8 protein-coding genes and 1 pseudogene are annotated in these 13,255 nt (G+C 54.4%); 4 read left to right on the plus strand and 5 right to left on the minus strand.

Annotation, left to right across the window (positions count from 1 at the left end):
* Positions 1-95 precede the first annotated feature (95 nt).
* On the minus strand, positions 96-2,708 hold the full coding sequence (pepN, locus tag DVA44_RS15880; protein ID WP_114387512.1) for an aminopeptidase N: 2,613 nt from the start codon (positions 2,706-2,708) through the stop codon (positions 96-98).
* Between the two features lie 264 nt (positions 2,709-2,972).
* Here pepN and pncB point away from each other — a divergent pair, with 264 nt between their 5' ends.
* A complete protein-coding gene (gene pncB, locus DVA44_RS15885; RefSeq protein WP_103823362.1) occupies positions 2,973-4,175 on the plus strand; it encodes a nicotinate phosphoribosyltransferase in 1,203 nt (400 codons plus the stop codon).
* Positions 4,176-4,231: 56 nt separating this feature from the next.
* On the opposite strand, the gene DVA44_RS15890 is transcribed toward pncB, so the two are convergent.
* From DVA44_RS15890 to dpaL, 4 genes and pseudogenes are all read right to left on the minus strand, one after another.
* Positions 4,232-5,395 carry a M20 aminoacylase family protein gene (locus DVA44_RS15890; protein ID WP_114315433.1) on the minus strand — a complete coding sequence of 388 codons (1,164 nt, stop codon included), beginning with the start codon at positions 5,393-5,395 and terminating at the stop codon, positions 4,232-4,234.
* 18 nt (positions 5,396-5,413) lie between these two features.
* On the minus strand, positions 5,414-6,652 hold the full coding sequence (locus DVA44_RS15895) for a Zn-dependent hydrolase (protein WP_114387513.1): 1,239 nt from the start codon (positions 6,650-6,652) through the stop codon (positions 5,414-5,416).
* 23 nt (positions 6,653-6,675) lie between these two features.
* Positions 6,676-7,965 (minus strand): annotated as a pseudogene (locus tag DVA44_RS15900) (septum formation initiator).
* A gap of 117 nt (positions 7,966-8,082) precedes the next feature.
* A complete protein-coding gene (dpaL, locus tag DVA44_RS15905) occupies positions 8,083-9,297 on the minus strand; it encodes a diaminopropionate ammonia-lyase (RefSeq protein ID WP_114315436.1) in 1,215 nt (404 codons plus the stop codon).
* A 205-nt stretch (positions 9,298-9,502) separates the two neighbouring features.
* On the opposite strand from dpaL, the gene DVA44_RS15910 reads away from it, so the two are divergent.
* From DVA44_RS15910 to DVA44_RS15925, 3 genes are all read left to right on the plus strand, one after another.
* Positions 9,503-9,964, plus strand: coding sequence for an Lrp/AsnC family transcriptional regulator (locus DVA44_RS15910; RefSeq protein WP_114387514.1), 462 nt, complete (start codon positions 9,503-9,505; stop codon positions 9,962-9,964).
* A 175-nt stretch (positions 9,965-10,139) separates the two neighbouring features.
* A complete protein-coding gene (asnS, locus tag DVA44_RS15915) occupies positions 10,140-11,540 on the plus strand; it encodes an asparagine--tRNA ligase (RefSeq protein WP_114387515.1) in 1,401 nt (466 codons plus the stop codon).
* Between the two features lie 605 nt (positions 11,541-12,145).
* Positions 12,146-13,225 (plus strand): porin, encoded by a 1,080-nt coding sequence (locus DVA44_RS15925; RefSeq protein WP_114315438.1) that lies wholly within the window; start codon positions 12,146-12,148, stop codon positions 13,223-13,225.
* The last annotated feature ends 30 nt before the right edge of the window (positions 13,226-13,255 follow it).

The following is a 13,255-nucleotide window of genomic DNA, read 5'->3' on the forward strand; positions in this document are numbered from 1 at the left end:
CTGCCCGGTCTAGGTAGGCCCGGTAAGCGTAGCGCCACCGGGCATCAGGCCGCACAGCATTGCCGGGTGGCGGCTTCGCCTTACCCGGCTTTCTGTCAGGCCAGCGCCTTGCTGATCTTCTCGTACAGATCGCCAGACAGATTTTCCAGCCCTTTCAGCTGCTCCAGCGCGGCACGCATCTTCGCCTGACGCTTTTCATCGTAACGTTTCAGACGGATCAGCGGCTCAATCAGACGCGACGCCACCTGCGGGTTGCGGCTGTTGAGCTCGGTCAGCATCTCCACCATAAACTGGTAGCCGCTGCCATCTTCCGCATGGAAGGCGGCCGGGTTGCTGCTGGCAAAGGCGCCAATCAGGGAGCGGACGCGGTTCGGGTTGCTCAGAGTGAACGAACGGTGATTGAGCAGGCTGCGCACCTTGTTCACCACATCCGCCGCCGGGCTGGTGGATTGCAGGATGAACCACTTATCCATTACCAGACCATCCTGGTGCCATTTGTCGTCATACTCCTGCATCAGGGCATCACGGCACGGCAGCTCTGCGGCAACGCTGGCAGCCAGCGCAGCCAGCGCATCGGTCATGTTGTCGGCCGTGTGATACTGCTTGCTGACCAGTTCGTCGGCGAGCGCCGTCTCCCCAAACGCCAGGTAGCGCAGACAGGTGTTACGCAGTGAGCGCTTGCCAATATCGGCATGCTCAACCCGATAGGCGTCCAGTTTATGGTGGTTGTAGACCGCCAGGAACTCATCCGCCAGCTCGGTTGCCAGAGTACGGGTCAGGGCCTCACGCACCGTCGCGATAGCGATCGGATCGATAATCTCAAACAGCTCGGCGATTTCATTTACCGACGGCAGGGTAAGGATTTCAGCCGCCAGCGCCGGATCGATCTTCTCATCTAACAGAATTGCGCGGAAGGCGTCGGCAACATGCGCTGGTACCGACAGCGGCTGCCCCTGCTGATGACGATTGACGTTCAGCTTGATATAGGTCGCCAGCAGGCTCTGCGCCGCATCCCAGCGGGAGAAGTCGTTGCGCGCATGACGCATCAGGAAGGTCAGCTGCTGATCGCTCCACTTGTACTCCAGCTTAACCGGCGCGGAGAATTCGCACAGCAGCGCAGGTACCGGCTGGAAGTAGACGTTATCAAAGATGAAAGTCTGCTCGGCCTGGGTCACGTTCAACACGTTATGCACCGGATGGCCGCCTTTTTGCAGCGGGATCACCTTACCTTCGTTATCGTACAGCTCAATGGCGAACGGAATATGCAGCGGGTGCTTCTCTTCCTGCTCGGCAGTCGGCGGCGTGCGCTGGCTGATGGTCAGGGTGTACTGCTCGGTTTCCGGGTTGTAGTCGTCTTTAACGGTTACAACCGGCGTACCGGCCTGGCTGTACCAGCGGCGGAAATGGGAGAGATCGATGTTAGAGGCATCTTCCATTGCCTGCACGAAATCGTCGCAGGTGGCGGCGCTGCCGTCATGGCGCTCGAAATAGAGCTGCATCCCTTTCTGGAAATTCTCTTCGCCCAGCAGGGTGTGGATCATACGAATAATTTCAGAACCCTTTTCATACACCGTCAGGGTGTAGAAGTTGTTCATCTCGATCACTTTGTCCGGACGGATCGGGTGCGCCATCGGGCTGGCGTCTTCGGCAAACTGCAGGCCGCGCATGGTGCGCACGTTATTGATGCGGTTCACCGCCCGCGAGCCGAGGTCGGAGCTGAACTCCTGATCGCGGAAGACGGTTAAGCCCTCTTTCAGGCTCAGCTGGAACCAGTCGCGGCAGGTGACGCGGTTGCCGGTCCAGTTATGGAAATACTCGTGGCCAATGACGCGCTCGATATCGAGGTAATCTTTATCGGTGGCGGTATCGGTACGCGCCAGTACATATTTGGAGTTAAAGACGTTAAGGCCCTTGTTCTCCATCGCGCCCATATTGAAGAAGTCGACGGCGACGATCATATAGATGTCGAGGTCATACTCGAGACCGAAACGCTCTTCATCCCACTTCATGGAGTTGATAAGCGAGGTCATCGCCCACGGGGCGCGGTCGAGGTTGCCGCGATCGACAAACAGCTCCAGCGCCACTTCACGCCCTGAACGGGTGGTGAAGGTGTCGCGCAGAACGTCAAAATCACCCGCCACCAGCGCAAACAGGTAGCACGGTTTCGGGAACGGATCCTGCCACTGTACCCAGTGACGGCCATTTTCCAGCTCGCCCTCGCCTACGCGGTTACCGTTGGAGAGCAGGAACGGATAGGTGGCTTTATCGGCGATGATTTTGGTGGTAAAGCGGGCCAGTACATCCGGGCGGTCGAGATACCAGGTGATGTGACGGAAACCTTCGGCTTCACACTGGGTGCAGAGCGCCACGCCCGACTGGTATAACCCCTCCAGTGCGGTGTTAGACGCCGGGCTAATCTCGTTAACGATGCGTAATGTAAAACGTTCCGGCAGGTTATCCAGCACCAGCTGGTTATTTTCTTCTTTATAGTCGGTCCATGGGGTGTCGTTCACCTGCACCGACACTAAGGTCAGGTCCTCGCCATCAAGACGCAGCGGCACCGCCGTGGCGTTGTGGCGCGTCACCTGGCTTACCGCCGTCACAACGGTTTTTGTGGCATCCAGGTCAAAAGTCAGATCGATATCGCTAATCAGGTAATCCGGCGCACGGTAGTCGTGGCGGTATTTGGCTTGAGGCTGTTGTGTCATAGAAAACCTTTTGCATCGTTTGTCGAATAACGAACCAGTCTATTCCTGTTGTCTAAATCGCGCTATGCAGAATGTTCATCTTTTCAGTCACAAACACTCTATTTGCTACATTTTTATAACACGCGGCACGAAATGCTCTCGACCCTGGTCCAGGCTTATGGTGTGATCGGGGTTCAATAAATCGCTAAACAAGGTATACTCCAGCGGTTTCATTAGTCGTTTATTGTACTAAACGCTCCCGTGAGAGGATGCTACTGCGCACCTATGACTCAATTCGCTTCTCCTGTTCTGCATACGCTGCTGGATACCGACGCGTACAAACTGCATATGCAGCAAGCCGTTTTCCACCAATACCACGACGTACAGGTCGCGGCTGAATTCCGCTGCCGTGGTGACGATTTGCTGGGGATCTATGCTGACGCCATCCGTGAGCAAGTCGACGCAATGCAGCATCTTCGTCTGCAGGATGATGAATTCCAGTGGCTTTCCAGCCTGCCCTTCTTTAAAGAAGATTACCTTCAGTGGCTGCGCCATTTCCGCTATGACCCGTCCCAGGTAAAAATCAGCAATGATAACGGCAAGCTGCACATCCGCCTTGAAGGCCCGTGGCGGGAAGTGATCATGTGGGAAGTGCCGCTGCTGGCGGTGATCAGCGAGCTGGTGCACCGCTTCCGTTCCCCGGAGGCGAGCGTTGAGCTGGCGCTGACGACGCTGGAACAGAAGCTGGTGGATTTTGCCCAACTGACCGACTCGCTGGATATGTCGCGTTTCCGTCTGATGGATTTTGGCACCCGCCGCCGTTTCTCCCGCGAGGTGCAGCAGGCCATCGTCGAGCGGCTGCAGCAGGAGCCGTGGTTTGTCGGCACCAGCAATTACGATCTGGCCCGCCGTCTGAACCTGACCCCAATGGGCACCCAGGCGCACGAGTGGTTCCAGGCGCATCAGCAGATCAGTCCGGAGCTGGCGACCAGCCAGCGTGCGGCGCTGGCGGCCTGGCTTGATGAGTACCCGAACCAGCTCGGTATTGCCTTAACCGACTGTATTACCATGGACGCCTTCCTGCGCGATTTCGGGCCTGAGTTCGCCACCGCCTATCAGGGGCTGCGCCATGACTCCGGGGATCCGCTGGAGTGGGGTGAGAAAGCGATTGCCCATTATCAAAAGCTGGGCATCGACCCGATGAGCAAAGTGCTGGTCTTCTCCGATAATCTCGACCTGCCAAAAGCGGTAGGCTTGTACCGGCACTTCTCCTCGCGCGTAAATCTGGCCTTTGGGATCGGCACCCGTCTGACCTGCGATATTCCACAGGTAAAACCGCTGAATATCGTGATTAAACTGGTGGAATGTAACGGCAAGCCGGTAGCGAAACTCTCCGACAGCCCGGGCAAAACCATCTGTCATGACAAAGCCTTCGTGCGGGCGCTGCGTAAAGCGTTCGACCTGCCACAGGTTAAAATAGCCAGTTGATTTCCCGTAAAAAGGATCCCTGCTGCGATGCAGGGACCCTTTTGCTTTTGCTCACTCTACAGCGGCAGACGGGTTCTGACGATCTCAGCAAAATACTCCGCGCCGGTCAGTAAAATCTCATCGTTAAAGTCATAGCAGGCATTGTGTAGCGGCGTATTACCCTGCGGGTCCGACGCATCACCATTACCTAAAAAGACAAAGCAGCCAGGCACTTGCTGCAGGAAAGCGCCGAAATCTTCAGAGATCATCATCGGAGCGACGTTACCTTCAACGTTCTGCGCACCCACCACATTGATCGCCGCGTTCACGGCCACATTTACACATTCCTGCCAGTTCACCGTCGGCGCGAACTCATGGGTGTAAATGAATTCGCACTGCGCCCCGTGCATAGCACAAATCGCTTCGCTGATGGTGCGCATCCGCTCCTCCAGCAGAGCCTGCACCTGCGGAGAATCGCTACGGGTGTCGCCTTTGATTTCGACATGGGTCGGAATGGCATTGCGGATGCCGTCGGTGTGCAGTTCCGTACAGGAGATCACTGCCGGCACGTTAGGATCGACGTTGCGCGATACGATGGTTTGCAGTGCAAGAATAATTTCCGCCGCAATCACCAGCGGGTCTTTGGCCATATGCGGACGCGCGGCATGCGCCCCCTGGCCGGTAATGCGAATAATAAAGTTATCTTCGCTGGCCATAATGCCACCAACCCGGGTGGCTATCGTCCCCGCCCTCATGCCCGGCATATTATGCAGGCCATATATCTCTTCAATGCCAAAGCGCCCGATTAACCCGTCCGCCATCATTGCTTTCGCACCGTAACCCGGTTCCTCGGCTGGCTGGAAGACAAAGCAGACAGTGCCATTGAAGTTCTGGCGCTGTAACAACAGCTGCGCTGCCCCCAGCGCAATACAAGTATGACCGTCGTGACCGCAGCCATGCATGCGTTCTGGCGTGTCCGAGCGATAAGAGATTTCGCTCTTTTCGGTCAGTTGAATCGCGTCGATATCGGCGCGGATCGCGATGACACCTTTACCCTCCCCGCATTTCAGCACCCCCACCAGCCCGGTTTTGCCAATGTCCCGATGCACCTCAATCCCCATACTCAGGAGTTTTTCGGCAATAAACTGCGCGGTTTTTACCTCTTCAAAGGCGCTTTCCGGGTTGGCGTGCAGATGGTGACGCCATGCGATAAGCTGCTGTTTGAGCTGTTCCTGATTCATCATAATCTCCAGTTAAGGTTAAGCCGGACGCTGGGCACGCTGTAAAACCACCTGTAGCAGCACGTTGGCGCCGGCAATCAGGTCTTCAGGGTCGCTATGTTCGTTGACGTTATGGCTGATGCCGTCGAGGCAGGGGACAAAGATCATCCCGGCCGGACACACCGAGGCCATAAACTGCGCATCGTGACCTGCGCCACTCGGTAGTCGTCGTGTGCTCAGGCCCTGACGTCTGGCCTCATCCTCCACGACGTTGACAATATCATCGGCAAAAATGACTGGATTAAAACGTACCAGCGAACGGCTGGATATTTTCACCCCTTCGTCCTGTGCCGTTGTGGCGATAAAATCCGCCAGCCGCTGTTCGGCCAGTTTTAAAACTGCGTTATCGGTATTGCGTAGATCTACCGACATCACGACCTGGTTGGGTATGACGTTAATCAGATTGGGTTTGACGCTGATGTGCCCCACCGTGGCGACCTGATCGCCGCCAAGATCCAGCGCCAGTTCACCGGCAAAGACGGCGATTTTTGCTGCCGCCAGACCGGCGTCGTGACGCATCGACATCGGTGTAGTGCCAGCATGGTTAGAGACGCCGGTCAGGGTCAGCTCCTGCCATGAGATCCCCTGCACTCCGGTAACCACACCGATATCGGTTCCCTCTTTGTCGAGAATTGGCCCTTGTTCAATGTGCAGTTCGACGTAGCTATCCACCAACATATCGCCAGGCCTGCCTTCGCCTTTGTAACCAATCGCCTGCAGCGCCTCGTCAAGAGTAATGCCCTCGCGATCTTTTGCCGCCAGCGCCGCCTCCAGGGGATATTCTCCGGCAAACACTACGCTGCCCATCATATCGGGCTGGAAGCGCACCCCCTCTTCGTTGGTAAAGAAGGTAACCGCCAGCGGACGCCGGGCACGGATCCCTGCCTCCTGCAGCGTGGCAATCACCTCAAGCCCGGCCATGACGCCGTAGTTGCCGTCATACAGACCGCCGGTGCCGACGGTATCAATATGCGATCCCATCATGACCATAGGCAGAGCCTCTTCGCCGGCATACACGCCGGTGACGTTACCGATAGCATCAATACTGACATCCAGCCCCAGAGCCTTCATTCTGGCGACAACAAAATCCCTGCCAGCTTTATCCTCTGCGGTGGCCGCGAGGCGGCAGACACCCCCACTCTCTAGTGCACCGTACTCGCCGAGCGCGAACAAAGAATCGATAAGACGCTGGCCGTTAATCTGTAAATAGTGACGCATAACAATCTCGCTAGTGATCGTGGTTATTTGAACATGCCGTAAAAAATGGCGGAGACGGTAATCAACCCAATCAGGGTGACAAAAACGTTGCTGGTTTTGCCGCGGTACGGTGCCAGCGCAGGTAATTTATGGATGGCGTACATGGGTAACAGCAGCAGGATCACCGCCCCGGTGGGGCCGCTGATATATTCAATAATTCCGAGGATGCTGGGATTTTTGTAGGCGGCGAACCAGCAGGTCAAAACCATAAAAACCAGGATCACGATGTCGACCGAGCGGATAGCCGGTTTTTTCCCGCGCGCGGCGGCGGCTTCAACGATCAGATCGCGCAGCGATTCATAGGCACCGATATAGTGACCCAGAAAGGATTTGGTAATAGCAACAAAAGCGATAATCGGTGACAGCCAGGCGATAACCGGCGTACCAAACTGGTTGGCAAGATATGAGAGGATGGAGAGATTCTGCTCCTTCGCCTCCGCCAACTGCTGCGCCGACAGGCTTAAGACGCAGCTAAGTACAAAAAACAGCACCACCAAGGTCATCAACAGGATCCCGTAGCGCTGGATCTGTCCGCATTTACGCTCGGCCAGTGCCTGGCCGTAACGCTGCTTCTGGCGCACCACCATTGGGGAGATAATTGGGTAATGGTTAAAGGACATCACCAGTACCGGAAATGTCATCCACAGCGTCAATAACATGCCGTGTCCGCCACCTGTCGTACTGACATTTAAGGTATGCAGGATCGCCCCGTTCCAGTGTGGAATTAGAAACAGCGCCATAAAAATAAGCGAGAGGATAAAGGGGTAAACCAGCGCGCTCATCACCCGCATAATCAACCGTTGCCCCAGTCGGACGATAAACATCAGCCCGAGGATTAGCACAATCGCCACCAGCGCCCGCGGCGGCTCGGCCATCCCCAGTTGATGGGTGATAAAACTCTGTGCGGTATTGGTTATTGCTACCGCGTACATAATCAGAATGGTATAGACGGCAAAGAAATAGATAACGGTAAACACTTTACCCGCCAGCATGCCGAAATGTTCACCAATCGCATCGGTAATGGTGCTTTCCGGGGTATTAGACGAGTAAATAAATCGCGCCAGCCCACGGTGCGCCAGATAGGTAATGGGAAACGCGAGGACGAAAACGATAAGTAACGGTCATATGCCTCCAATCCCGGCGTTTATCGGTAGAAACAGTACTCCGGCGCCAATCGCTGTCCCGAACAGGCCAAGCACCCAGACGGTATCTTCGCTATGCCATTTTGCGGGATTGCAATATCCTCTTTCTGTAACAGCAATTTCACTATTCATTGGTCATGTTCTCTCTGTGCATTACGCGATAACGCGTATGTTTTATTGTCAGAACGCGTGCCATACCGAGGGCCTGTAGGGTAGGTAAAATGGCCCTCTTGCTAATGCCGTGGGCGATTAACCGTTACGGCCAAACCAGACGATCTCTTCATAGATATCCGGGGAGGTGTCCCCTTCTGTGCTGATTAACAGGACATGGGCGTCGGCATTGAGGCGCAGTGATTCAGCGATTTCGCGATGCTCCGGTTGGGTCATCAGGGCATGCAGCACCCCGGCGCCGATAGCGCCAGACTCACCAGAAACAAAGGGCTCATCGGTACCGGGACGCGGCGCGGCAAGGAGGCGCATGCCGTTGGCGGCAAGGTGATCATCGGCGGAGATAAAACAGGTTGCGTGGTCACGCAGCATCGGCCAGCTAATAATATTCGGTTCGCCACAGGCCAGTCCGGCCATCAGGGTGGCCATATCGCCCCCCACGCTGTGGGGTTGCCCGTCATTGATAACTGCAGAGCGGTACAGGCAGTTCGCCTGATGCGGTTCCACAATGACGATCGTCGGCGCAAGGTACTGCATTTTCTCGACAAAATAGCCCATGATGCTGCCCGCGAAAGACCCCACCCCGGCCTGTAAAAAGAGATGTGTCGGTAACGGCGTGCCGCTTTGCCGCAGCTGTTCCCAGGCTTCAACGGCAAGGGTCATATAGCCCTGCATAATCCAGGTGGGGATCTGCTCATAGCCCTGCCATGCCGTATCCTGCAGCAACACCCAGCCCTGCTCTCTGGCCGCTTTATCGGCCAGACGCACGGTATCGTCGTAGTTGAGCTCGGTGATGGTGCACTCGGCACCGTGTTGGCGAATATTTTGCGCCCGCACCGGCGAAGAGCCTTTTGGCATATAAACCACTGCCCGCAGGCCGAGCTGCTCCGCCGCCCAGGCAACACCGCGTCCGTGATTACCATCGGTGGCGGTAACAAAGACAATATCTTTAATCCGGGCTTTTATTTCCGCTGAATTAAGGTCGGCGAAACTCAGGGTATTAATGTCGCGTCCCAGCAGGCCGGCGAGATATTTCCCCATGGCATAAGATCCCCCGAGCCCTTTAAAGGCGTTCAGGCCAAATCTTTGGGCCTCATCTTTAATATGTATCGATCCCAGCCCCAGACGCTGGCTTAGGTGGTCCAGCCGGCGCAGCGGCGTTACCTGGTAAGCGGGAAATTTTTGATGGAAAGCCAGCACTTCGTCGCCGACCTGCTCACTGAGCAGGCTGAGGCTCCCCCCCTGGCCATAGGCTTTGCGTCGCGCGTTAAAATGAAAATTAATCCTGTCCGTCATAAGTGCACCTTAAAATGTGAAACAGCGTGGGCTGACTCTTCGAAGCGATTTAACGCTTTACGGGTAAAGTGATGGTACACTTCGCCCGATGGTAAAATGGCGCAAAATTGCCCACTACCGCGCAACTTTCACCCTCCTTTACCGCTGTAATGCAACAAAATTGCGTTAGTGAGGTCGATCACACTGTTTTGAGGTTGCTAACACGATGAAACTGGATACATGGGATAAAAAAATTCTCACGCTTTTACAGCAGACGAATCGTCTGTCGCAGCGGGAAATTGCCGATCGCGTCAGCCTGTCCGCTTCAGCGGTCAACAGGCGGATCGCCGCACTGGAGGAGGCCGGCATCATCAAGGGCAGCGTCAGCGTGGTCAATGCCAGTAAGGTGGGTCGCCCAATCACCATCATGGTTCAGGTCACCATTGAGAACGAACGTCTCGACCTGCTTGAGGAAGATAAGCAACGATTCGTGAATTGTCCGCAGGTACAGCAGGTCTATTACGTCACGGGCGATTTCGATTTCCTGCTGGTGATAAACGTGCGGGATATGGCGGAATACGAGGTGCTGACCCGCGAGCTGTTCTTCGCTTCGGGAAATATTAAATCGTTTCGCACCATCGTATCGATGCAAAATGCCAAGCAGGAAATGACGGTAGTGATTGAGTAGCTTGCGCGAAAGGTGATGGTGGCAGGCAAGGAATCTGCCTGCACCATTATTATTTCCGAAATCCGCCCTTTCATATGCGAATTCTACTTGTCTGATGGAAGATGACAGGTAACATAGATATCCCCCCATTGAAGGGGATACAGATTTTATTTTTGGACTACATAGAGAGACTATTATGAGCGTTGTGCCTGTAGCCGACGTACTCCAGGGCCGCGTAGCCGTTGACAGCGAAGTCACCGTGCGCGGATGGGTGCGTACCCGCCGAGATTCAAAAGCTGGCTTTTCATTCCTCGCCGTCTATGACGGTTCCTGCTTTGATCCTGTACAGGCCGTAATTAATAATTCTCTGCCCAATTACAATCAGGAAGTGCTGCGTCTGACCACGGGTTGCTCCGTTGTCGTCACCGGTAAAATCGTGGCCTCTCAGGGCCAGGGTCAGAGCTACGAACTGCAGACCACCTCCATTGAAGTGACCGGCTGGGTTGAAGATCCAGATACCTATCCGATGGCGGCAAAACGCCACAGCATCGAGTATCTGCGCGAAGTGGCTCACCTGCGCCCGCGTACCAACATGATTGGTGCCGTGGCCCGTGTCCGTCATACGCTTGCACAGGCGCTGCACCGCTTCTTCGACGAGCAGGGTTTCTTCTGGGTCTCCACGCCGCTTATCACCGCTTCTGATACCGAAGGCGCAGGCGAGATGTTCCGCGTCTCCACACTGGATATGGAAAACCTGCCGCGCACGCCAGAAGGTAAAGTGGACTACGACAAAGATTTCTTTGGTAAAGAGGCCTTCCTGACCGTTTCTGGCCAGCTGAACGGCGAAACCTACGCCTGTGCGCTGTCTAAAATCTACACCTTCGGCCCGACCTTCCGTGCTGAAAACTCCAACACCAGCCGTCACCTGGCAGAATTCTGGATGCTGGAGCCAGAAGTGGCCTTCGCCGATCTCAATGATGTTGCGGGCCTGGCAGAAGCGATGCTGAAGTATGTCTTCAAGGCCGTGCTTACCGAGCGTGCAGACGACATGAAATTCTTCGCCGAGCGCGTCGACAGCGATGCGATTGCCCGTCTGGAGCGTTTCGTCTCTGCTGACTTTGCGCAGGTGGATTACACCGATGCCGTCGCGATCCTTGAGAAATGCGGTGAGAAGTTCGAGAACCCGGTTTACTGGGGCGTTGATCTGGCTTCCGAGCATGAACGTTACCTGGCCGAGAAACACTTCAAGGCGCCAGTGGTTGTTAAAAACTATCCGAAAGACATTAAGGCGTTCTATATGCGCCTTAACGAAGATGGCAAAACCGTTGCCGCGATGGACGTGCTGGCGCCGGGCATCGGTGAAATCATCGGGGGTTCTCAGCGTGAAGAGCGTCTGGATGTGCTGGATGCGCGTATGGCTGAAATGGGTCTCAACAAAGAGGACTACTGGTGGTATCGCGATTTACGTCGCTATGGCACCGTGCCGCACTCCGGTTTCGGGCTCGGCTTTGAGCGTCTGATTGCCTATGTCACCGGCGTTCAGAACGTGCGTGATGTCATTCCTTTCCCGCGTACCCCGCGCAGCGCAACGTTCTAATCTCGTATTACTCAATGGCCAGCTATGCTGGCCATTATTTTATCCTGCCGTGTCAACTTGTGTCAGTTGAAAGTCAGCATCTTTAAAGCGCAACCCCGCAAAATCCTCTTCAGTGTTACGCTTTATTTCCACGAAACATCTTTGAACAAAAAATAAACCCTATTCTTATTGCGCCTAATCTCTTTCTTAAGCATTAGCACATTTTTCGCACAAACTCCCAGCTATCCAGACGTCCATCTTTAGAAATAAGAAAAATTGTTCGCTAATGCTTCGGATCATAAAAAAAGTCGTTATCTAAAATTAAGATAAGCAATTCATATAGATAGAATATGTGAAGCTTTAAATTTAGCCATTCAACTCTGAACTTTGAGGTGCCTCACAAAGTTCCTTAAAATTCACATTTAGTTACACATATTTTCTTATTGTAACCGATTCTTTATGTTTGTAGCACTTTCAGGCTAGCGAAACCGCTATTTGAATGGAAAGATGCCTGTCAGACACATAAAGACACCAAACTCTCATCAATAGTTCCGGAAATATTTATTGACAGAATTTATTGACGGCAGTGGCGAGTGTCATAAAAAAACCAATGAGGGTAATAAATAATGATGAAGCGCAATATCCTGGCAGTGGTTATCCCTGCCCTGCTGGCAGCCGGTGCAGCTAACGCAGCAGAAATCTATAACAAAAACGCTAACAAGCTGGACTTCTACGGTAAAGCTGTAGGTGAGCACATCTGGACCACCAACGGTGACACCAACAACGGTGATACCACCTATGCGCGTATCGGCTTCAAAGGTGAAACTCAGATTAATGACCAGCTGGCCGGTTACGGTCAGTGGGAATACAACATGGACGCTTCTTCCCAGGAAGGCGCTCAGGGTACCAAGACCCGTCTGGCATTCGCAGGCCTGAAAGCTGGTGATTACGGTTCATTCGACTACGGTCGTAACTACGGCGTGTTCTACGATGCGCTGGCTTCTACCGATATGTTCGTCATCTGGGGCGGCGACTCCCTGGCGGCAACCGACAACTTCATGACCGGACGTAGCACCGGTCTGGCTACCTACCGTAACTCTGACTTCTTCGGTCTGGTTGACGGCCTGGCAGTGGGTCTGCAGTACCAGGGCAAAAACGAATCTGGCCACACCACCGGCCGTCAGAACGGCGACGGCGGCAGCTACTCTCTGGGTTATGACTTCGCTGAAGGCTTCAACGTAACTGCAGCTTACTCTAACTCTGACCGTTCTACCGCTCAGAGTGTTGACGGTAAAGGCGAACGTGCTGAAGGCTGGGCAACCTCCCTGAAATATGACGCAAACAACCTGTACGCAGCGGTAATGTACGGCGAATCTCAGAACATGACCCGTGAAAACGACGGCGAGTTCGCGAACAAGACTCAGAACGTTGAAGCTGTGGTTCAGTACCAGTTCGACTTCGGTCTGCGTCCATCCGTGGGTTACGTGCAGTCCAAAGGTAAAGATCTGACCGGTCGTAACGGTTTCTCCGGCGGCGATGCTGACCTGGTGAAATACGTAGAAGTGGGTACCTGGTACTACTTCAACAAAAACATGAACGTGTACGCTGCGTACCGCTTCAACCTGCTGGACGACAACAACTACACCGAAGCAACTGGCCTGTCTACCGACGACCAGGCGGGTGTAGGTATCGTTTACCAGTTCTAATCAGTACACCACTTTGTTATATGTCTAAAA

It is taken from the genome of Leclercia sp. W17 (genome assembly GCF_003336325.1).
Classification (GTDB): domain Bacteria; phylum Pseudomonadota; class Gammaproteobacteria; order Enterobacterales; family Enterobacteriaceae; genus Enterobacter.